The organism is Leptospira semungkisensis (assembly GCF_004770055.1).
In the GTDB taxonomy this organism is placed as follows: Bacteria; Spirochaetota; Leptospiria; order Leptospirales; family Leptospiraceae; genus Leptospira_B; species Leptospira_B semungkisensis.
The window spans coordinates 504,546-528,291 of sequence record NZ_RQEP01000019.1; the positions used below are offsets into that span (position 1 = coordinate 504,546).

Below are 23,746 nucleotides of genomic sequence, written 5' to 3' on the forward strand. Positions count from 1 at the left end.
CTTGCTCCATTCACCTACACAAGAGAATCCTAAGAAGAGAAAGCAAATGATCAACACTTACTGGTTTTGTAATATACTCAGTAGCTCCGGCCTCGATACATTTTTCTCGGTCACCTTTCATGGCCTTCGCAGTAAGTGCAAGGATAGGAAGTGATGCGAATTCAGGCATAGAACGGATCGTCCTCATCGCCTCATAACCATCCATGTCTGGCATCATTACGTCCATAAGAACGATCTCTATATCTGAGTTATTCCGAAGGAGTTCTATTCCATCCTTAGCATTCTCAGCATAAATAATTCGCATTTTATGCTGCTCCAGCATACTTGTAAGCGCGAATATATTTCGGATATCGTCGTCTACAATAAGGACTCTATGCCCTTCCAAAACCTGATCTTCCGATCGAGAGCTACTTCCAGTATCACCGTTGCTCTGAAATTCCATATCCTTCGGTTCATGCAGGAATATTTGAATCTCATCCAAAGATTTTTGGATCGTATCCGCAAATTTTATAATATTCGAATCGTTTAATTTATTTAACCTCTGAACATCTTTCTTACTCAACTTGGATTCGGAATAAAGAACGATCGGGGTCTTGGAAAACCCAGAATCATCCATTCCCGAAATAAGATCAAAGAAGGAAATGTCCGGAAGATTAAAACCTATGCAGACGCAATCTGCACCTTCCTTTCTAAGAAGATCTAAGGTATCTTTTCCTGAAGAAGTCACCAGTATCTTTAAGTCTTGGTAGGAAAGTTGCTCTTGTATATTCTGAAGCTCCTCCTCTGATAGTCCAGATACCAAAAGAGTCTTCTGACTTTTATTCAGATACTTTCTGATCTTTATGAATGCTTCATCTAAAGAGGCATTCGGAACAGGTTTCGTAAAATGAGAGATTGCTCCAGTTGACAAACTCCTCTTCCAATCATTTTCACTCGAGAATACTTGAACCGGAATATGTCTGAACCTAGAGTTTTTCTTTAGCCAATTCAAGATCAGCCATCCGTCCATATCGGTCAGTTGAAGGTCCAGCAGAACGGCATGCACATCGGTATCTTGCAAAACCGAAATTCCTGTTTTTCCGTCCAAAGCTACAACGCTTTTGAAACCGTTTATCCTCGCAGAATCCATTAGTCTTCTACCGAAGACCTCATCATCCTCAATGATCAGGATCTTCTCATCGAATTCGTTCGGTATCTCTTCTTCGATCACCCTTTTAGAAGTTCTAGACTTGGTCCAAACATAGGAATCGGTGAAAATCTTAGAGAATGGAGCAGCCTTCTCTATCTGTTCAGTTTCTTCCCACTTAACAGGATCCTGGTCCACTTGCGCTTCTTCAGTAGGTATATAATCCAGTGGAAGATATAAAGTGAATATACTTCCTTCCTCCGGCGTACTCTCCAATCTCAACTCACCGCCCAAGAGACGGGTGATTTCTTTACTGATGGAAAGGCCCAGACCAGTACCCCCATATTTTCTACTCGTACTTCCGTCCGCTTGTCGGAAGGCTTCGAAAATCAGACTTTGCTTCTCTGGAGGAATTCCTATACCAGTATCTATCACGGAGAATGCGATCGCATTGCCTGCTTGATTCAATATCCGATGTTCAGCACTCCAACCGGAAGTCGCAGGAGCGATCTGCAAACGAACCTCTCCTTTATGAGTAAATTTGAATGCGTTTGAAAGAAGATTCTGAAGGATCTGCTGCAATCTCTGCAAATCAGTAGTCATTCGAGGAGGAAGCTCGGAGCCGATCTCCACGTAGAATTTCAGATCCTTATTTCGAGCGCTTTCTCTAAAGGAACGATCCAAATATTCGGCAAGTTCTCGAATAGAAACCGAATCCAGATCCACACTCATCTTACCTGATTCAATTTTAGAAAGATCTAATATATCGTTAATCAACTGAAGAAGATCGTTCCCTGAGCTATGAATTGTCTTGGCGTATTCTATTTCTTTAGAGGAAAGTTTCTTATTCCCATCCTCGTAAAGCAAACGTGACAAGATCAACATATTATTCAAAGGAGTCCGCAACTCATGAGACATGTTCGCCAAGAATTCGGATTTGTATCTGGAAGTTAAGGCCAGCTGTCTTGCTTTCTCTTCCAAGGAATGTCTTGCTTGTTCCACCTCCTCGTTTTTACGTTCCACCTCATGATTTTTCTTAGCAAGCTGCCTTGCTTTTTCTTCCAGCTCTTCGTTCTTTTCCTGTAACTCTTCCCTTTGTTCTTTTAACAACTCTTCTGAGGCCTGCAAGGAATTTGCCTGTTCTTCCAATCGTTCATTGGTTTGGGTCAATTCTTCCTGTCTACCTTGCAACTCTTCCGTCAATGTTTGAGATTGTGTCAGAAGCTCTTCCGTTCTCATACCGGCAGCAATCGTATTCAATACGATCCCGATACTTTCCGTTAATTGATCCAAGAAATTCAAATGAATCGGAGTAAAGTTCGAGAAGGAAGCAAGTTCTATCACTGCCTTCACTTCTCCTTCGAATACCACCGGCAATACGACTATATTAGAAGGAGCTGCTTCTCCTAAAGCGGAACTTACCTTAATATAGTCTGAAGGAACTTGCGCTACGAGGATCCTCTCCTTCTCTAAGAAGCATTGTCCGACCATTCCTTCTCCTGGAAGGAATCGATTGGAGACATTCTTTCTCTCTTGGTAAGCATAACTCACCAGAAGTTTAAGCAAAGAGCCCTCTTCCGTATTCTCAGTAATGAAGAATGCTCCGTGCTGAGCAGAAACAAGAGGGGCTAACTCAGATAAAATAAGTTTACTGACGTTTACAAGGTTTCTCTGTCCTTGCAATAGCCTTGTGAATTTAGCAAGGTTGGTCTTTAACCAGTCTTGCTCCGTGTTGATACGAGTCGTCTCTCTAAGATTTCGGATCATTTCGTTAATGTTATCCGATAAGGCTGCCACCTCTCCGGCCGCCTTCACTGTAACCATACGGGTCAAGTCCCCTTTAGTCACGGCAGTAGCAACTTCCGCGATCGCGCGCACCTGTGTAGTCAAGTTACTCGCAAGCTGGTTCACGTTATCCGTAAGATCTCGCCATAGACCGGCGGCCCCAGGAACACTCGCTTGTCCTCCCAGTTTTCCTTCGATACCAACCTCTCTTGCCACAGTAGTCACCTGGTCTCCGAAGAGTCCCAAAGTATCGATCATGTCATTGATCGTATCCGAGAGTTCTGCGATCTCTCCCTTCGCTTCCAAATATAACTTTTTCTTTAAGTCTCCGTTCGCTACTGAAGTTACTACTTTTGCAATACCACGCACCTGAGTGGTCAGGTTATTCGCCATGAAGTTAACACTATCTGTTAAGTCCTTCCAAGTCCCTGCAACCCCTTGCACATTTGCCTGACCTCCCAACTCACCTTCAGTTCCCACTTCTCGAGCAACCCGGGTTACCTCAGATGCGAAAGAGTTCAACTGGTCCACCATCGTGTTGATCGTATTCTTGAGTTCTAGGATCTCTCCCTTAACATCCACTGTGATCTTCTTGGACAAGTCACCTCGAGCAACGGCTGTAGTTACTTCTGCAATGTTACGCACCTGGTCGGTAAGATTGGAACCCATGAAGTTAACACTATCTGTTAAGTCCTTCCAAGTTCCCGCAACTCCTCGAACGTTTGCCTGACCCCCAAGCTTTCCTTCAGTTCCCACTTCTCGGGCAACCCGAGTTACCTCAGATGCAAAAGAGTTCAACTGATCCACCATCGTGTTGATCGTGTCTTTCAGTTCTAGGATCTCTCCTTTAACATCCACTGTGATCTTCTTAGATAAGTCTCCTCGAGCAACTGCTGTAGTTACTTCTGCAATGTTACGCACCTGACCAGTGAGGTTAGATGCCATGGAGTTCACGCTATCTGTTAAGTCCTTCCAGGTACCGGCAACTCCTCGAACGTCTGCTTGGCCTCCAAGCTTTCCTTCTGTTCCCACTTCTCGAGCAACCCGGGTTACCTCAGATGCGAAAGAGTTCAACTGGTCCACCATCGTGTTGATCGTATTCTTGAGTTCTAAGATCTCTCCCTTAACATCCACTGTGATCTTCTTAGATAAGTCACCTCGAGCAACCGCTGTGGTTACTCCCGCAATGTTACGAACCTGGCCTGTAAGGTTGGATGCCATGGAGTTCACACTGTCTGTTAAATCCTTCCAAGTTCCCGCAACCCCTTGCACATCCGCTTGTCCCCCAAGCTTTCCTTCCGTTCCTACTTCTCGAGCAACCCGTGTTACCTCAGATGCTAAAGAGTTCAACTGGTCCACCATCGTGTTGATCGTATTCTTGAGTTCTAAGATCTCTCCCTTAACATCCACTGTGATCTTCTTGGATAAGTCACCTGTTGCCACTGCTTTGGTAACCTCAGCGATATCCCTCACCTGGCCGGTTAAGTTCCCAGCCATGAAGTTAACGCTATCTGTTAAGTCTTTCCAGGTACCCGCAACACCTCGGACGTCTGCTTGTCCTCCAAGCTTTCCTTCCGCACCAACCTCTCGAGCCACCCGGGTCACCTCAGATGCGAAAGAGTTCAACTGATCCACCATCGTGTTGATCGTATTTTTGAGTTCCGAGATCTCTCCCTTAACATCCACTGTGATCTTTTTAGATAAATCTCCTGTTGCCACTGCGGTCGTTACTTCTGCAATGTTACGAACCTGGCCTGTAAGGTTGGATGCCATGGAATTTACGCTGTCTGTTAAATCTTTCCAAGTTCCCGCAACTCCTCGAACGTCCGCTTGTCCGCCAAGCTTTCCTTCCGTCCCCACCTCTCGGGCAACCCGAGTTACCTCAGATGCGAAGGAGTTTAACTGGTCCATCATGGTGTTAATGGTGTCTTTCAGTTCCAGGATCTCTCCCTTAACATCCACTGTGATCTTCTTAGATAAGTCACCTCGAGCAACCGCTGTGGTTACTTCTGCAATATTACGTACCTGACCAGTCAAGTTAGACGCCATCGAGTTCACACTGTCTGTTAAGTCTTTCCAGGTTCCCGCAACTCCTCGAACGTCTGCTTGTCCTCCAAGCTTTCCTTCAGTTCCCACTTCTCGAGCAACCCGGGTTACCTCAGATGCGAATGAGTTCAACTGATCCACCATCGTGTTGATCGTGTCTTTCAGTTCCAGGATCTCTCCCTTAACATCCACTGTGATCTTCTTAGATAAGTCACCTCGAGCAACCGCTGTGGTTACTTCTGCAATATTACGTACCTGACCAGTCAAGTTAGACGCCATCGAGTTCACACTGTCTGTTAAGTCTTTCCAGGTTCCCGCAACTCCTCGAACGTCTGCTTGTCCTCCAAGCTTTCCTTCCGTTCCCACTTCTCGAGCAACCCTCGTTACCTCTGAAGCGAAAGAGTTCAGCTGGTCCACCATCGTGTTGATCGTGTCTTTCAGCTCTAGGATCTCTCCCTTAACATCCACTGTGATCTTCTTAGATAAGTCACCTCGAGCAACCGCTGTGGTTACTCCCGCAATGTTACGAACCTGGCCTGTAAGGTTGGATGCCATGGAGTTCACACTGTCTGTTAAATCCTTCCAAGTTCCCGCAACCCCTTGCACATCCGCTTGTCCCCCAAGCTTTCCTTCCGTTCCTACTTCTCGAGCAACCCTCGTTACCTCTGAAGCGAAAGAGTTCAGCTGGTCCACCATTGTATTAATAGTATTCTTGAGTTCTAAGATCTCTCCCTTAACATCCACTGTGATCTTCTTGGATAAGTCACCTGTTGCCACTGCTTTGGTGACCTCAGCGATATCCCTCACCTGGCCAGTCAAGTTAGACGCCATTGAGTTTACGCTATCAGTTAAGTCTTTCCATGTTCCCGCAACACCTCGAACGTCTGCTTGTCCACCAAGCTTTCCTTCAGTTCCCACTTCTCGAGCAACCCGAGTTACCTCAGATGCGAAAGAGTTCAACTGATCCACCATTGTGTTTACGATCTTAGCCGTTCTTAAGAATTCACCTTTTAAAGGACGTCCTTCTATCTCTAAGGACATGTTTTGAGAAAGGTCACCGCCAGCCACGGCACCAATCACTCTCATTACTTCCGTATTTGGCTGCACAAGATTCCCGATCAAGGAGTTGATCGAATTCATACATGCAGCCCAAGAACCACTTGCAGAAACTCCACTAATCCTTTGAGAGATTTTACCTTCTTGCCCAACCTCGTTACTGATCCGCTCGAACTCTTTCACCATTCGATCATTTTGATCAATAATATCGTTCAATAAGTCTGCGATTTTTCCAGCAATCCCGGTCTGGTCCACTGGCATTCGTTTGGATAGCTCGCCTCTTTTAAAGGCAGTCAGCACTTCCAAGAGTTGTCTTGGATTCAAAGATTCCTTATCAGTCAATTCGAGAGTTTTAGGATTTCTCATAGGATCACCTTGAGCAAAGAGGAAGAATAGAATTGGAACAGAGAAATTATGAGGCGTATAAAAAGAATAACAACAAAAAATACTCCAAGACTAAACCATATTACCTATGTTAAATGAATATTTTTCCTGTCACAGAAAGTGCTACATTTCACCTCCGAAAGATATAAGAAGAAAATAGAATTGTACAGGACCGAAAAGAAAACTATTCCAGCAAATTCTGGTCATACGCATATCGAACAAGTTCTTGCGTTGATTTTAAATTCATTTTTTCTAATATTCTAGAACGATAGGTATTCACAGTATTCACGCTTAAAGCAAGATCCTCCGCGATAACCCGAACACTCTTCCCCTTAACCAAAAGCATCAGGATCTGAAACTCTCTCTCCGAAAGGGTTTCATGAGAAAGTTTATCAGAAGGTCTAGCCAATTCTCGAACCAGGATTTCAGTAGCCTCCGGACTCACATATCGATTCCCAGAGATCACTTTCCTTATAGCTACTATCAGCTCTTCACCCGCGCTCGCTTTAGTGATATAGCCCGAGGCACCTGCTTTTAAAGCGCGCACTGCAAACCGATCCTCAGGATACATACTTAAGATCAACACTCGAGCATCCGGGGAAAGTTTATGAATATATTTTAATATATCCAAACCGCTCATAAGAGGCATATTAATATCTAAAATGATGATCTGCACCGGGTGGTGATTCAGAAAATCCAAAACTTGCTGGCCGTTTTCTGCCTCACACACAATATCAATATCAGATTCTTCGGAAAGAATCTTCTTCAAGCCCTCTCTTACCAACAAATGATCATCCGCAATTAAAGTAGAAATCATTGCTTTTCCTCCATCAATTCGTTACGCAGGGGAATTTTCACAACCACAGAAGTCCCCTTCCCCTTTTGCCCCAAAACGGTCAATTCTCCACCTAGCACGATCGCTCTTTCTCTCATGCCCACAAGTCCAAGAGATTTATGATCTTTGAGTTGGGTTTGGCTAATCCCTACACCGTTATCTTCTATTCTTAAAATTAGAAAATGAGCCTCTTCCTCCAAGGAGATGAGGATCCTGCTTGCATCCGCATGTCTGGCAATGTTCGTAAGGGCCTCTTGAAAAATGCGAAATAGCGCGATAGAGTATTCTTTGTCACCAGGAAGATTCTCCGCTTTAACACTCAACTCGCAGACAAGCCCAGTCCGTTTCTGAAAATCCTTACTGTACCATTCGATCCCTTCGATTAGTCCTAGATCCTCTAAGATCATAGGCCTAAGTTCGGTAGCAATTCTCTGCACAGACTCGATCGCAGTATCTGCCACCTTGATCATGGATTTTATATCCGAAAACAGGTCTACTGCCTCAGGAACCTTTTTCTGTATATTATTTTTTAATAATGTAATATCTATCTTAAGAACGGTAAGAAGTTGGCCGAGCTCGTCGTGAATCTCTCTTGCAACTAAAAGCCTTTCTTCTTCCCTTACTTCCTGAAGCCTGGCCGATAGTGCTCTTAGTTGATCTTGTGAGTTTTTAAGGGAATTCTCCGCTTCTCTTCTCTCAAAGACCCTTCCAATCAATGAACTAATATGAGTGATCGCTTCCAAGAAAGAAGGATCTGGAATTTCGAACTCGGAGAAGAATTCCAAAACGCAAACTAAGTTTTCTCGGACTAATACCGGAAGTGCAAACGAAGATTCAATAGCTGCTTGTATAGAAAGAGAAGATAAATCTCCTTTCAGATGATTCGAGATCTTCGCAGACCAAATCGGTTTTCTTTCCCGGCAAACCTTATCCGCAAACAAGGATCTCCCTTTAGAGAGTTCACTTCTAAATTTCTTTAGGAAAGCATCTTCTTCGCAATAGCAAATCGATGATAGATGCAAAGACCGACCTTCGTCGCTTAACAAATAGACTTGTCCCAGCTTCCAATTTCCTATCGCACATATACGATCTATCGAAAATTGAAGAATGGATTCTACATCATTGGCTTCATTTGCCGAGCTAGCGACTTGCTGGAGGAGATTTAGAATAGAGATCTTGCGTAATAGCTCTTCTTGTGTGTCTTTCTCTTCTATTTCACGCTTATCTCCCTCCGATCCCAGAGAGGAATCCAAAGAAGAAGAGGACACGATCTTAGAAATAGATTCGAGTTCTGCATTTGTATCGATGTTCGATATACTATGCACAAGCTGGGATTATCATGCTAAATTTACATCTTTCAACATGTTTTTCCCACCTAACGCAAGGGAGGATGAAAATTTCGGTATCGGATCTAGATCAAAATGTCTATCCAGATCCGATTAAAATCGATTTTTCGATCGAGGTTTCGAATCCTATCAAGCTAGCTTTGTATCGATATGGATCGGATTCGTTAAAGTCTTATGTACTGGACAAGCGTTTGCGACATGCAATAGTCTTTCTCGCTCTTGCTCGCTTAGATTCCCTTCAATCTTAACAATTCTTTCGATCTCTGTGTGATCGGTACCTTTTGTAAGATTTAATTCTACGGAGACATCCTTTAGATCCATCTTCTTTCGTTCCGCATACATACGGATCGTAATACTCGTACAGGCACCCAAGGCCAAAAGCAAAAGTTCATGAGGAGAAGGTCCTAAATCCTCTCCGCCATTCTCCTTGGATTCATCCGCAATCAATTCATGACCGGCAGCCTTCAGGATCGTTTTATAATTTTGTGATGTGCTTTCTACTTTTGCTTCTACGTCGCTCATAGAAGAGAAATGAGCCGTCATAAACGAAAAAAGCAATCGATTTTTAGGAAAGATAAGCTGGAAGAATTAGATGAATTAGAATCGGAAGGACAGAAAAGGAGAAGAATTGCGCGGAAGCAAAAAGACAAGAAAATCGGATGCGAAGAAATTCACATCCGATCTTTGATTAGTGACTACTGCACTGTAGCAACGGTCGGAGCTGCAGGAGTCGGCAAGTATCCGAGTGTTTTGTAACCGTCCGCTCCCAGATTGTATTTGATTTGGCCGGGACCAGATAGGCTCAAAGTATCTCCCTTCGTGGTAAGGAGATTGATCGTATCCTGATAGGTAAAGAGAGGATTGAAGGAACGAATGAGAGTAGCAAGACCAGCAACATGAGGAGTCGCCATCGAAGTTCCGTCGATCGTATTGTACACGTTTAGGATGTCCTTATCCATATAGTTAAAAGTGACAAGAACAATACGAGCACCATCATCTATATTACTAGAATCCGAGCTAAAGAAGAAACCGAAAGAACAGTTATTCCCCGCAGTACAATTCTTCAAGCTATATTCTTGGAAGCTAAGATTTAAGAAACCAGTATAGGCATCCAAAATATTACTGATATTTAATGGAGAAAAAGGATTATTTGTCCCTGCCTTATAGCCAACCAGTACCCCATCGTATAGATATTCAGTACTCAAATACGTATAAAAAGAGGCAGTTACTGCATCAACTCCTGCAGGAACCGCAATAGAAGTATAGGCATAGGAAGAGACATTATTATTATACGTGATTTCAGAACCTGTCCCAGTCAAAAAACAAGTATTTGGAAGTGCTAAGACTGAATAGACATTGGAACTTATCGTACAATTTGAAACTCCCCAAGAGGAACCAACCGAATTGGATGAATTACTCAAAGTCCAAGTGTTAAAGTCTGTTACTTGCACTGAAGTCTCTTGTCCTGCCCAAGTGCTTACAATATTTGTTCCAGGTGCAGCAATGTCCACGTTTGTCGTACCGTAATTCGAAAAACTTGCGAGTGCGTAGGCCTGGTCTAATGCGGCAATACATAATAGATTCGCTGCGGTGGAAGCGCATGGGTAAGTAACGCTGCTGCTTACAACCTCCTGTCCTGTCCCAGTTGCATCCCCATTTCCAGCCGCAACCACAACTAACGTGTCATACGTTAAGCCTGCATTGATAATTGCACTATCCAAAGCAGCATCGAAGCCTGGACCTCCCAGACTCATATTGATGATCTTAGCCCCATTGCGTGCTGCAAAATTGATCCCTTTCATAATATTGGATGTGCTACCCGAACCGACCGCATCCAAGACTCGGACCGGCATGATCTTAGCAGACCAGCAGATCCCAGTTACACCAGTGCTATTATTTCCTCTTGCTCCAATGGTTCCAGCCACATGAGTCCCATGTCCAGCAAGGTCCATCGGATCCTTGTCGTTATCTGCATAGTCATAACCGATGCATGCTCCAAGATTTCTTCCGGTATCAGTCACGCAGGAGGAACTGGACCACATATTTCCGACAAGATCCTCATGGCTATAGTTCACTCCCGAATCTACAACTGCGACGATAGTATTTGTGCAATCGGTAGAAATATCCCAGGCATGCTCCATATCCATATCATCTCCGACAACTCCCGGGTTATGAGTAGTATAATCTCCTGTCGCCACAGTTTGAGAGGTATTATGCAAACTCCATTGTTGGGCAAACTTAGTATCATTCGGTACTTGCGCAGTACTATGATAGATATAATTTGGCTGAGCGTATTCCACATTAGAAAGGCTTTTATAGGATTCGACCGCAGCTTCCACACTTTGGTTGGAAGCAATCTTCACTATGGCATGGCCTTTTTCCGAAATGGATTCACCTAACTCCCCTCCAACCGATTGGACCAAGTAGGAGTGCACCGCAGAATCAGAACCTTCTTTGAATTTAACAATGATCTCACCGGCCATGTATTTCCCGAGGAGAGCCTGTTTTTGTTTTGAATTTCCCAGAGAAGATACTTTCTTACCGGAAGGTATTTTGATCGTTTGAAAAGCTCTTAAGATGCTTTGGCCAAAGCCCCCTAAGAAATGCGTATCTTTCGCGAAAAGCATTCCGCCACCGGCCAAAAGAATTGTTAGAACAAGAGAAAGTAAAATGGATCGTTTCATAATTTTAGGCATATAATATCTTCTTACCGTTTAGATTTAGAATGTGACGCTTCCTGCGGAAGAAGCGGTTTCGGTGATTATGGTATTGCCGAATTTGGTAAACGGTAAGACCTTAAAATAGTACGTCCCTGAAGAAAGAGTAAATACAGTTTGGTTCGGAGTATACGTTCCACCGGAATAATTAATCGTATTACAACCAACTGCGGTCCCATCACTCGAACTTGTGAAAACGAAGGTAGAAACTGTAGAGTAACAGACCTTATATCCGCCCCCTAGAGAATTCACTGCTCCTTGCTTCAACGCCGGCCAGGTCACCGCTACATTCGTCCCACCTGGGGCGTTTAGGGTAACGTCGATCTCTCCGTCAGTCACGCTTGCTATGCGTAAGGTGGTAGTTATCAATCCTGTCGAGCCTGGATGAAAGACTACGCTGAATCCAACTGACTGATCCGGCTTGATCGTTAAAGTATCTGGCTGAAAAACAGTAAAATCAGTGCTGTTATCGATCGATATAGGATTCGATCCTAAAGTAAGATCTGCAGTCCCTACATTTTTCAAACGGAACACTTTCGTGAAATTCTCAGAGGTCTTGGTTCCTACAAAACTGACCGAACCGCCAGTGGTCGTGAGATCTATTCCATCAGAGGTCACTTGGATCTTAGGTCCTGAACTTGCAAGACCAGCTCCCTTTAGAGTAAACTTGTATTGGGAATTTGTTACGTTCGTAGAAAGAGAATCATTACTAGCAATGGTCAAAGTCTCTGAATACGTAGTAGCCGCACTCGGTGAGAAAGTCAGCGTCAGGTCCGTTGCTTCATTCACTGCAAGAGTGGATTTTTTAATTGTTCCAGTGAATGCAGTTCCAGTAAAGCTTACCGTCCCTATCTTTAAAGCACTTTGGCCGATATTTCTTACGGTAAGTGTCTTAACGGTGGAAGTAGTAGACTGGACTGCACCGAAGGCAGCAACGGATGGGACCGCAGTGCTGCCGTTAAAGTAAGATGCAATATCCACTGCGGAATTCTCATCCTTTACTTGTAACATTGGTACCTTCGTAGAAGTAGCACTAGCCACGAGTAAAACAGAGAATTTAGGAACATCCGCTTCATCAGAGTTGATAGAAAGAGTCGCGTTATGCGTTCCGTAATTGGAAGCTCCTGGTTTATAAACAATCTGAAAAGCTAAAGTTCCATTCGGAGCAAGAGTGGTATTTGTAGGTTGGATCGGAATGGTAAAAAGAGAAGAATTCGCTCCACCAATAGAGACAATAGGAGAACCACTAAGATTCACAGGATTCGCGTTCTTGTTCACGAGGGTTACGTTAATTATCTTTGCATCAGTAGATAACTGAGCAATCTGAGTCCCTAGATGAAGTCGATTTCCAGAAACATACTCTTCTGAATTATAGGAAATGACAAGACCATCAAATGAGTTTCCGTACTTGAACAATGGAACTGCCGCGCACTGTACGGTAAACAGGATGGAGAGGAAGGACAATATAGCTAAGATCTTTTTTTGTTTTGCTTGCGTAATTCGCATCATTGGAACACTTATCCCGATTGGTATACGATCAAAAAATAGAGTTATAGAACTCTATTCTTTCTAATAGTCTTTAATTTCCAGGGAAGAGTTTGGGGACACCATAATTCTAAGAAATAAGACTATTTTTGGAAAATTTGCGTCAATATTTCTCAAATTGCAATGAATAGCCCTTCCTGCTTTCAGATTTCTAAACGAAAAGAGAGCGATTTCATCCCCCAAGAGACAAAAATGGAAGGAGCTCTGCCTTCCGGTCTCTTAGATCCTAAGAAAAACGATCCAAGAATGAATTTAGCTCCACGTCCATGTAACAGTTTGGTCCCCATTTTTTTGCAGATCTAAAATAGAAAGTTTTGTAAATAAGTGAGAATTAAGAGACTTTTAGCCCCTCTTCCTTTAAATACTTCCAGCCTCAAAAAAATATTCTAAGAGGGTTCATGATGAAGAGAAAATTCGTTCAGCACTTAAGCGTGCTGGCAATCGCCGGGTTTCTTGCGGGCATGCAGATTGCGTGCAGTGATAAGAATCCAGGAAGTGGTTCTGAATTCGGTGCATTGGCAAGTGCCTTGTCATCGCTCGGAAATGGTAGCGGTTTACAAGGTTTACTGGGGAATAAGACTTCTTCCGTTCATGCGGCAAGCAGTTATTTCCATACGGAAATCTATCCTCCCCACTGGCTGCAATGGACCACCGATGGTTCCGCACCGATCCAAATGGATGGCCCTTTCTTAACTCAAGGTTTACGATGCAATGGTCGCTATTGTGATGATGTAAACTTACTAGCAACAGAAACTTCTTATACACAAACCAATAGTTGGTGGACCGATTATTTTTCGGAAGAAGGAACCAATTATCGGATCTGCGACAATAACGGATTCGTGACCGGTATCCAGTGTAGTGGAAGTTATTGTGATAATGTTTCTCTACGTTGTTCTCAATTGAACAATAGCGGAGTCCGTACAGGTTGCTATTGGACAGCTGGAGTCTCGGAAGAAGGTGGCGGCAAATTTGTTGCTCCTCAATCCATGTATGTTGCCGGTGCAAGTTGCAACGGTCGTTATTGCGATAATATGTCGTTGTATCTTTGTCAGGCAGACAATGGTGGACCTAGCTTCGATATGGATGCGTTAGCTCATCAATACGCTCCTCGTTTGAGATTCGATCAAGAGACCACTACTGGATCTGGTGATTCTAGCAAATGCTTTCCAAGCGATGCAGGATATTATTATACTCAGAGAGCTACCGGAGCAACTCCTCAATCTCTTTGCAATAAGGATTATTCTACCATCTCCAATAACCAAGTGCCTATCTATTATATGGCAAGCCAAGTCGGAACAAACTCTGTTGCGATCCGTTATTGGTTCTTCTACTCTTATCAAAGTACTTGTTTCCTAAGTTTCGGAAACCACCCAGCAGATTGGGAATCTATGGTCGTACTCATCGTGAACGGACAATTGCAACGAGTTGCTTACTTCCAACATGGTGGTTGGTATACAAGAGAACCTGGCAACTACGAGGTTGTAGGAGGAACTCACCCTGTGGGCTATGCGGGGAAGAACGCTCATGGAACCTTCCATAATTCGGGAGGATCCGGAGGTTGTCTGTATTTTGATGACTACAGAAATCCAGGCAGCGCAGATTACCACATGGATACTTGGAACAATCTCCAACTTCTCTCTCGAGGAAGCGGCTTTCCTGATTGGATGAATTGCACCGGAGACAGTTGTTTCGATGGTATCGGCCATCCGATCGAGCAAACAGGAGATCTTCGTTCTATGGGTGGCTGTGGAAAAGACGGATGCGGTTGGTCCTCTTTGGATGCAGACATTCCATTCCAAAATGATCCTACTGGAGCAGAATATTCCGCGATCACAGCTAAACATAGCGGAAGAGTATTGGATGTCCCTGGAGCAAGCACAAGCGACAGTGTGAACATTGACCAATTCTCGAATTGGAATGTGGACAACGAGAAATGGTGGTTAGAATCTACCGGAGATGGCTATTACAAGATCATTGCGAAGCATAGCGGTAAATGTATGGATGTGAAAGGAGCCTCTACTTCTGCCGGAATGAATGTGACCCAATATTCCTGCAGTGGAAATGCAAACCAAAGATTCCAATTGATACCATACAATGACGGATTCTATTCGATCCAAGCGAAGCATAGCGGTCAATGTTTGGACATCGCAGGAGCCGCGATGGGAGACGGTGGTCTTCTCATCCAATGGCCTTGTGCTTGGACAGATAACGAGAAGTTCAGCTTTACTCGCTAAGACAATGAAACGCTTTTTCGGAAGTGGTTGATAAGAATGCTACGGAGCTTCGGCTTCGTAGCATTTTTTATATGATTTCGATCCCTTCTCTGGATCATAAGCAATCTAAGAATACGATTTTTATTTTAGATCTTTAACAAAGGCAGTATGTTCGTATTGCCTCTTTCTTCTGCGATATTATATGGAGTTCGATTGCTTGCGTCTTTTGCAAGTTTATCAGCGCCTTTATTTAATAGAAATTTAATAAGGTCCTCGTTTCCGTTAAAGGCGGCGTAATGCAAGGCAGTCTTTCCTTCTTTATCAACAGAGCTCAATTTACCGCCATGTCGAACAACATTCTCTAAGATAGGCAGACTTCCTCCCATACAAGCGATCAAGACCGAGTTTAAACCCCTATAGTTTGCTAGATTCGGATTTGCCTGCTTCTCCAAGAGAAAATCGGAGATTTGGAATTTTCCGAGTAAGATCGAATAATTTAAGGCAGTGTATCCTTGTGTGCTTGGGACATCGATAGGAAATCCTTTGCTCATTAAATATTCTAAAAATGGAATATCATCTTTACCGGCGGCGACAAAAAAAGGAGTAATTCCTTTGTTCGACTTTGCGTCCGTACTCACTCCGCTTTCGATCAAATATCTGGCGATTTCTAAATTATTCAGTTGAATGGCCAAGACAAGTGGAACTTCTACCTCACGAGCCATTCCGTTCGGACTCATTTTAGCTTTTTCAACTAGAAACTTAACCGCGTAGATTGCGTTATTAAAAATGGCGATCGATAAAGGAGAGAAGCCCGGGTCTCCTAATACATCAAAACTTGCACCGGCTTTCTTTAATAACTCCAATGCGAATAGATTTTGAGTTTCGGCAGCATAATGGACCGCAGCAAAACCTATGTTATTACGAGCATTTATATCTTTTCCATCTCGAATGAATTTCGCAATCAGCTCTTCGTCATCTGCAAGGATCGCATAATGTAGAGGAGTGTTTCCACGAATGTCTCTTGTATTTAAAAGTTCCGGGTTTTCTCTTAATAAATTATATGTTCGGCCTCGATCATGATCTTTGATGGAATAGAAAAGACGATTGCTAGTGCAAGAAAGCGAAAGGATAGAGATCGACAGAATTAGGAATTTATACATAATACCCGCTCTTAAGGAAGACCCTCCTCCGACAATTTACGTTTCGAAAAGCCGGAGGAATATAGAAAATTCTTTTAAGGAGTGGAGTCTAACTTCTTCTTAGCCAAGGCAATGACTGTTTGAAATTCTTTCAGGCTCATTGGATTCTTGCGGCCCAATGGAGAATCTGATAGTTCACTATGATCATGACCATAAGGAACATTTTCCTTATGTAGATCGGCAGGTGTTAGATAGATCGTTTTAGATCCTCTTGTTACTGCAAGATAATCCGAGTCGTTTGTTTTCTTGGCGTGGTTCTCATTGTTCTCCAATTCAACATGACCTTCGCAGTGGCAGATCATTGTCATATCCTCAACCACTCCGGTATAAAAGGATGTTCCTCTGACTCCGGCAGTAACGGTCGGTGTATGAAGAGAAACTCCTTCTCCCTTAAGCAGCTTGCTTGTAGAGAGCCAAGTGCTTCCCTTCTCTTGGATAAATAGTTTTTCGTTTTCCTTTTCAGTAAAACGGAACTTAGAATTGGATTGAACCTCTACCAGTATGGAATTTTCACCGAAAGTAATGACCGCAGTAGATTTGTCCTCTGTCTCGACGACGTCTCCATTTTGCAGTTCTTGGTGAAGGCCGACCTTGATCTTTTGATCTCCTCTTTCTATGCTTACATTTCCCGATACGAATGTAACAATTCCTCTTTTTCGGTCCGACTTTGCTTTATCGCAGCCCAGAGAAAGAAATAGAGCAAAATTTAGAATAAGAAGTATCCGAAGCATCTTTTTCATCGTAAGAATCATCCTTGCGAAACCTATGTTTGTAGCTGGACCAAGTAGATTGCTTTCCATCTTTTAAATTGCAAATCTTTTATTAGCCCCTCGTTCATTCCTGTTCGTTTATCGTCCGTTTCCTAGCTCCTATCTTCAGACCCTTTTCCGATCAAATTCTGCCGTTTTGACTTTTTGATTTTTGAGAATGATTTGCCTGAATTCTTCTCTAGATGGGAAAGGATGTTTAAGGAATCATTACTAAAAAAGCAAACAACGATTAGTTGAAGGATCTTAACTATGAATCTCATTTTGCCAAACAAACTGAAACTGATCTTTAACTTAAGGACAAGATCCTTGCGCATTCCTGCGATTGCATTCCTCTTGTTTGTCTTCTTACTCAAATGCAATTCGGCAAAGGCACTCAATATTGATGCGAGTTCCTCTGTGATCGGAGCACTTCTCTCCGATGGAAACGTAGGTTTATTTTCCGGAACGGGAAAAGCCTCGGTCAAGGTTACTGTTACCGGATACCAAAACCTAGTGAGTAGCCCAATAAGCCTTACGCTTACGAATACTACAACGAGCGCTACTCAGGACTTGAGTGTTTCGGATAACGGAACCTTCTCCTTTACGGACGGGTTGGATCATGGCAATTCTTATTCGATCACTCTAAACGATTATACAAAAGGACAGTCCTGTTCTTTAACGGGAGATACTGGAACTGCAGGCTCTTCTTCTCCTGCGCTGATCGATTGTGAAAGAACTCTTGTCGTGGCCACTGTGGTAACTTGTTGCAGCTCCTCCGGACCTCCTATCGTACTTTATCCGATCAATCATAAGACAAGCCCTTTCACTATCGGGACTTCGGTTCCTATTTCCACATCCGCAACTTATATCCAACTCGATATGGTCTGGAACGGAAATAAATATTTTGTAGTGTGGACTTCTGCCGGGGATTCAGTATCCGGTCAATTCTATGATATAGCCTTAAATCCAATCGGTTCAAGCTTCCCTATTTATGCAGGTGGTGGAACTACAATCCGATCTCTTGCAGCCGAATACAATTCTCATTCAGATGAATTTGCGATATCCTTGTCCGATACAACTCCCGCGGTAAAATACGTTAGGCTAAATTCTGTCGGAACAGTTCTGAATTCAAATACTGTGGAAGCCTTAGGAACGGCTGTCGATTTTGGGAACTTGGATCTGGTTTGGGATGGAGTTCGATATATCGTTGCTTTCGAAGAACATAACCATCTAGACGTAAGCAATCATCTGGCAATCTTTAGTTTTACAACTGGAGCGGCCTCTCTTGTGAACCGAGCTACCTTAAGTACCGGGATCGGCATGGTCACTCCTTCTAATGGGGCATTTAATGGAGTGATCGGGGTCGCCTTTCCCAATCTTCTTAGGACTGCTACTGATACTTGGCTTTTCTATAACCAAACGAATTCCAGTGACCAACTCACTGTAACAGATGCGAGTTTGTTTGAATGGAAGAATTTTGTAGGATCTCCTACAAAAATAAAAGAGGATCTAAATCCATTCGCGTGTCCTCCTCAAACGGATGCCGCAAACGGACTCGAGTTCTATGTGCCTCATGCTGTGAATCTAGGTAATGAGATCCTCTTGAACTACGAGCTTCATTGCGAAGAGGCACTTTCAAGCCCATTCCTATTTGATAATATATTCCACATGCCAATCAACCCTACAAACGGTGCAGCAGGAACCTCCTCGCTTTATTCAGTCTCTACAGGGCATAACCAATCCTATGGAGCTTCCATCACTTGTAGGAAGGATAAATGTTATACGAGTATGGGAGCTTTTATAAATAATTTCTATCTGCTCGACCCTGCATTCAATGGGACTCCAGGAAGTTTCTTCCCGATTTCCTCCGCCAACCAAGCATTTACGACGGTAATTCGGTAAGTATTGCGTTAGTTGAAATTCCAAACCGTTTCATTCCCGATTTTGTAATGTTCATTTCCGGATGGAACGCTTTGGATCTTCTGTTTCATTAATTACTCAAACAAAAACGGATCGTTTGTTTCTTTTATATCAGATGTAACGCTGAACCATTATTATACGAAGGTTTTCCGGATGAAGAACTCGAACCGAAATACATTCTACTTTTCTAAACTCTCTCAATTGTTCGGCGCCAAAATTATCTGCCTGCTTCTTCCTATTTATTCAGTGATTGATTGCAATAATGCAAAGGCATTGAATATAGATGCGAGTTCTTCCGTGATCGGGGCCCTGCTTTCCGACGGGAGCATTGGTTTGTTTGCAGGAGGAAGTTCTCCCATCGTAAAAGTCACCGTAAGTGGCTACCAAAACCTCACCACTCAACCAATGAATCTGACATTGACTGACAGTACAGGAAGCGTCAGCGACCAAGCTCTCCAAATTACTGCAGATGGTTCTTATAGTTTTGCCACTCCTTTAGAAGCAGGAGCAGGATATTCAGTCAGTCTAGATAGCTTTACTGGAGGACAGAATTGCACTCTCACTGGAGGAACAGGAACAATCGGATCGAGCCCTTCTCCTAAGATTGTATGTGAGAGAAATCTTGCAATCACCACTCTTTATTTTGCGGGAAGTGTTCCCGTGGCCAGAGTGTTTCAGATCAACCAAAAGACCAAAGCTGTGGTCGGTACTTCTGTCTTTCTATCTACGGCTGCGGGAGTTCCTGTAGCCGATCTTATCTGGACCGGTACAAACTACCTAGTAGTCTGGACTTCAAGCGGTACAACGATCTCCGGAAAATTATTGGATTTAGATTTCACACCGATTGGTTCTAATTTCACCGTTGCTTCCGGGACTTCAATCGTAGGAGTGGCGGTCACTTACAATTCTAATTCTAACGAATATGCTGTGGTATTCTCCGATGCTGGAAACTCAAGTGTTCCTATTTCAGTGAAATACGTTAGGCTAGCTCCTGACGGCTCAGCGATCGGTTCTTCTGTTCTTGTAAAATCGGTTCTACCTGGAGTCGGTTCCAAATTCGGATATTTGGATGTGGTTTGGGATGGAGCAAAGTATCTCGTAGCTTTTGAAGACCATGATAATGATACTGATGATGCTCCCAATAATTTTCTAGATATCTACAGTTTCACTACGGGAACACCAAGCATAGTCGCTCAGATCTCCTTACAAAGCGGCACTGGAAGCACAGGACCTACTCTTCCAGTTGGATCTACCGGTGCTTCTTATCCGAATTTCCTTCGGACGGCTCATGATACTTGGCTCTTCTTTAATAAATCGAATGTGGATTTGAGCGATAAGACCATTGATTCCAGCCTGATGGAATGGAGAAATTCAGGAACTTCGGGAGCACAAATCGTGAAGGATACTCTACCTTCCGGTTGTAATCCTAATTCGACCGGTTTCCAGACTTACGTTCCTTCCGCCGCAAGCTTTGGAAACAAGATGCTTTTAGGATACGATTTACGTTGCGCTCAGGATTCTTCTGTTTTCTATTCCGTCTATCATGCTCCGATCAATTCTACAAGCGGATCTGCGGGAACTCGAACAAACTATTCCACTCCTACATTAGGAGCAAACTTTGTAATGGGAACTTCTGTAACCTGCAGGGCTTCCGGATGTTTTACGAGTGCCGGATCAGTCGGGCAAGGGATCTATATTTTCGATCCCGGCTTTAACGGCAACGTAGATACTTTCTATCCTTATATTACTGCTGCTCCTGGAAATGGTCCGGACTTCCCAATCTTTACGAGTATTCAATAATATTTTCCTTATATAAGGAAAATTAGAAATACATTTAGATGAAAGAAGGCGAACTGGATATGCAGTCGGTCAAATTAGGATTCAAGAAGAAATCCTTTTTTCTAGAGTATCTATTGTTTTTCTTTTTTCTATTCTCTGCAAACGCCTGCTATAAGCCTCCGCAAGCAAGCGGTATATTGGATTTCTTAAATCTCAAAACCAGTATAGATGCGATCAATACACCTGTAAAAGTATTTGTTCAGGTTTCAGGATTGAGCGGAGGAACTCTCAATATAGAGAACGATCTTACCGAATCTTTAGTGTTTACTGCGAATGGCACTCAACAGTTCCCCACTCTGGTGAAATATAGATCTGCGTACAATGTATTCGTCGGGAGTTTGAGCGGTGGAACTGTAACCCAAACCTGCCATGTCAGCAATCCGAACGGCCCAATCATCCTTCCCACCACTACAATCTTTATCACTTGCGGAGTCGTCTTCTATGATCTTTCCGTAAAAGTGCTCGGGTTGGATCCTAGCGTTGCCTCTACAACTCCGTTAGTTCTTCAGAATATGACGGATCAAATTTCATTTACATCGGATGGAACCAAAACATTTGCAACGCAGATCGGAGACACGGCGAGTTACTCTATCAGCTTTTTCTCCGTGCCGACAGGTCATACTTGCGCATTCATTCCGAACACCTCCGGAAGCGGAAATATTTCGGGCGGTCCTTTGACTGTGACCTTGGACTGCATTACTCCTTTAAAATATCTTCCTGCCTCCCAAACGCTTGGAAGTTCTAGCCAGATCAAGATCCAACTTTCCTATAAGGGAATCGATCCAGGAAGTTGTAGTTTGGATTTGGTTTCTTCTCCCGGTAAATTCAATTCGGCAACTTCTTCCAGTCCTCCTACCATTACCTATCCAAGTTCTCCGAACGATAATACGATTGTTCTCGTTCCGAATGGTCCAGACTTCTGGGGTCCAGGAGGAGAAAGCTTCGTGCAATTGAGCGGTTGCACCGGAGGAGGATTGCCGATCCAGAACGGAAGTCCGATGCTTTATAATTTCACTGCGATTACGAATATTCGTTTCGTGGATATCTCGGCCGGCTCAGACCTAAGTGGTTGCGGTGCATTAGGACCGCCGTCGGCTTACTGCGCGAGCATCGAGCAAGGTATCACAGAATGCGATGCGTTAGGCGCTCCTTGCTCTGTCTACGTTGCAGAAGGAACTTATATCCCAAGCGGCCAGATCTTCTTAGGAAATGTATCTTCTTTGATCGGAGGATTCGCTTCCGGATTTGGAAGCTTGGATCCAGATCCGGTAAATCATCCTACTATTATCCGTGATAATCGGACAAGCGGCTGCGGTACTTCTTTTGCAGATTTTTGCAGCGCGGTACTGGTCTCTTCTATCAGTTTGAATCCTTCTACACTCAGTCTGACGGTGAGCGGATTCCAGATCCAAATGAATTTGAACGCCGATTATTCGACAGGGATCCAAGTCCTGAACTCTCAATTCAATACAGGACAGATCAAGATCGCGCAAAACATTGTCTTTGGAAACGAGATACCTTCTACCGGAGACGGATTCAGAGTGGGACTACTAGTAAACGAATCAGACAATGTTCTCGTGACCGGCAACTGGCTACGAGGAGGTTCCGGAAGAAGGTTTTCTTTCGGTGCATTCTTGGAAGCCTCAGGCACTGCAGCACAACCGATCATATTTTATAGAAACTTAATAGATGGATTGGCAGAAGACCCCACAGGAGGAGGTTTCAGTTCTGCGTTAGGAATTGAAACCGGTAGCCTGGATGGATTTATCGTAGCAGAAAACAAATTAAACGCGTATCAGTATCTCAATCCTAGTATAACGCCGAATATTTCCTTCGGGATGTCCTTTAGCGACGAGATCATTTCTGCAACCATTATCAACAATGATATTTATGTGGGAAATTCTTCGAACCCTACTTTGGGAAGCGCTACCGGCATATTCCTTCCGAACGTAGGCCCGACCTTCTTAAAGATATTGAATAACCAATTTATCGCCAAGGCTTCTTCGACCAATAGCATTGGGATGAGCTTATTGCAAGCGGATGCAAGCTCAGTCGTTCGCGGAAATAATTTCTTCGTCAATACTCCGATCCAAGTCACTCCGGATCCTTATATTTTCTGCGGCAGCGTGCTTGCCAGAGGATGCGTTCTTGGAGTGCCCATCCTTCCAATCTCGAGTTTATCCTTTGGAGATTTTAGTACGAATTATAATGACGATCCTAGATTCAAATTCACAGCCAGCATAAATCAAATTTGGAATTTGAATGTTACTACAGGAACGGCGACCGTCTTGAATTCGCCCTGCACTTCCGTATATGGAGGGATAGATCCGACTACTGTCTCCATACCAAGCACAGCCTTACCGTTCGTTACAACTGATTTTCTGCAAAACGCAAGAACAGCTAACGGGAATTCGCTTACTCCTCCGGGAGCCTCAGGGCTTTCGGTGGGAGCTTTGGAATTCGATGCGAACTGCTTTTAAGAATCATCAGATCACCGCCGGATTATAGTATCAATATTTTAGAATATAGGAATAAGGGAGAACAAGATGAAAAATTTACTGATCAGCCTAGGGATGATTGCTCTGTTGCTGCTTCTAAGCGGGCCTGGGTTGTTTGCTCAGAGCTTACGTAGTGCCGCAGGGAACCCAAGAGCATCTGTGGATTCCAGTGGAACAATCCGAAACGATTCCGGATCCGTCGGAAGAATAGACTCGAGCGGTGCGGTACGAGATAATTCCGGTCAGCAAATCGGAAGAGTGGATTCAGACGGAACCGTAAGAGCGAGTTCAGGACAGCAGATCGGAAGAGTGGACTCTGATGGAACCGTAAGAGGAAGCTCCAGCCAACAAATCGGAAGAGTAGATTCCGATGGAACAGTACGGGGAAGCTCCGGACAACAGATTGGAAGTGCAAGAGGAGTAAACCGCTATTGGGCAGCAATAGCATTCTTCTTCTTTCCTCTTTGAGAGAATAGCTTAACAAGAAG

The 23,746-nt window shown here is 43.7% G+C and carries 13 protein-coding genes; 5 read left to right on the plus strand and 8 right to left on the minus strand.

Annotation, left to right across the window (positions count from 1 at the left end; all coding sequences use genetic code 11):
* Positions 1 to 10 precede the first annotated feature (10 nt).
* The 6 genes from EHO59_RS16680 to EHO59_RS16705 form a co-directional block, all read right to left on the minus strand.
* A complete protein-coding gene (locus EHO59_RS16680) occupies positions 11 to 6,379 on the minus strand; it encodes a HAMP domain-containing protein (protein WP_135589583.1) in 6,369 nt (2,122 codons plus the stop codon).
* Between the two features lie 202 nt (positions 6,380 to 6,581).
* Positions 6,582 to 7,214 (minus strand): response regulator, encoded by a 633-nt coding sequence (locus EHO59_RS16685; RefSeq protein WP_135589584.1) that lies wholly within the window; start codon positions 7,212 to 7,214, stop codon positions 6,582 to 6,584.
* Complete coding sequence (locus EHO59_RS16690) at positions 7,211 to 8,557, minus strand: GAF domain-containing sensor histidine kinase (protein ID WP_135589585.1); 1,347 nt, start codon at positions 8,555 to 8,557, stop codon at positions 7,211 to 7,213. Before EHO59_RS16690 ends, EHO59_RS16685 begins: the two co-directional genes overlap by 4 nt.
* Positions 8,558 to 8,707: 150 nt before the next feature.
* Positions 8,708 to 9,100 carry an OsmC family protein gene (locus tag EHO59_RS16695; protein WP_135589586.1) on the minus strand — a complete coding sequence of 131 codons (393 nt, stop codon included), beginning with the start codon at positions 9,098 to 9,100 and terminating at the stop codon, positions 8,708 to 8,710.
* Positions 9,101 to 9,273: 173 nt separating this feature from the next.
* A complete protein-coding gene (locus EHO59_RS16700) occupies positions 9,274 to 11,274 on the minus strand; it encodes a S8 family serine peptidase (protein ID WP_135589587.1) in 2,001 nt (666 codons plus the stop codon).
* Positions 11,275 to 11,298: 24 nt separating this feature from the next.
* Positions 11,299 to 12,804 (minus strand): choice-of-anchor D domain-containing protein, encoded by a 1,506-nt coding sequence (locus tag EHO59_RS16705; protein WP_135589588.1) that lies wholly within the window; start codon positions 12,802 to 12,804, stop codon positions 11,299 to 11,301.
* A 434-nt stretch (positions 12,805 to 13,238) separates the two neighbouring features.
* Between EHO59_RS16705 and EHO59_RS16710 the strand changes: the two genes are divergently transcribed.
* A complete protein-coding gene (locus tag EHO59_RS16710; RefSeq protein ID WP_246053000.1) occupies positions 13,239 to 15,074 on the plus strand; it encodes an RICIN domain-containing protein in 1,836 nt (611 codons plus the stop codon).
* A 125-nt stretch (positions 15,075 to 15,199) separates the two neighbouring features.
* On the opposite strand, the gene EHO59_RS16715 is transcribed toward EHO59_RS16710, so the two are convergent.
* Complete coding sequence (locus EHO59_RS16715) at positions 15,200 to 16,213, minus strand: ankyrin repeat domain-containing protein (protein WP_135589589.1); 1,014 nt, start codon at positions 16,211 to 16,213, stop codon at positions 15,200 to 15,202.
* A 74-nt stretch (positions 16,214 to 16,287) separates the two neighbouring features.
* On the minus strand, positions 16,288 to 16,992 hold the full coding sequence (locus EHO59_RS16720) for a FecR family protein (RefSeq protein ID WP_135589852.1): 705 nt from the start codon (positions 16,990 to 16,992) through the stop codon (positions 16,288 to 16,290).
* Between the two features lie 279 nt (positions 16,993 to 17,271).
* Here EHO59_RS16720 and EHO59_RS16725 point away from each other — a divergent pair, with 279 nt between their 5' ends.
* The 4 genes from EHO59_RS16725 (at position 17,272) to EHO59_RS16740 (ending at position 23,726) form a co-directional block, all read left to right on the plus strand.
* The gene (locus tag EHO59_RS16725; RefSeq protein ID WP_135589590.1) at positions 17,272 to 18,903 is read left to right on the plus strand and encodes a hypothetical protein; all 1,632 of its coding nucleotides are present in this window, start codon (positions 17,272 to 17,274) and stop codon (positions 18,901 to 18,903) included.
* A gap of 171 nt (positions 18,904 to 19,074) precedes the next feature.
* Positions 19,075 to 20,721, plus strand: coding sequence for a hypothetical protein (locus tag EHO59_RS16730; RefSeq protein WP_135589591.1), 1,647 nt, complete (start codon positions 19,075 to 19,077; stop codon positions 20,719 to 20,721).
* A 38-nt stretch (positions 20,722 to 20,759) separates the two neighbouring features.
* Positions 20,760 to 23,240: a hypothetical protein gene (locus tag EHO59_RS16735; protein WP_246053002.1), complete on the plus strand. Its 2,481-nt coding sequence runs from the start codon at positions 20,760 to 20,762 to the stop codon at positions 23,238 to 23,240.
* 66 nt (positions 23,241 to 23,306) lie between these two features.
* A complete protein-coding gene (locus EHO59_RS16740) occupies positions 23,307 to 23,726 on the plus strand; it encodes a 5-fold beta-flower protein (protein WP_135589592.1) in 420 nt (139 codons plus the stop codon).
* The last annotated feature ends 20 nt before the right edge of the window (positions 23,727 to 23,746 follow it).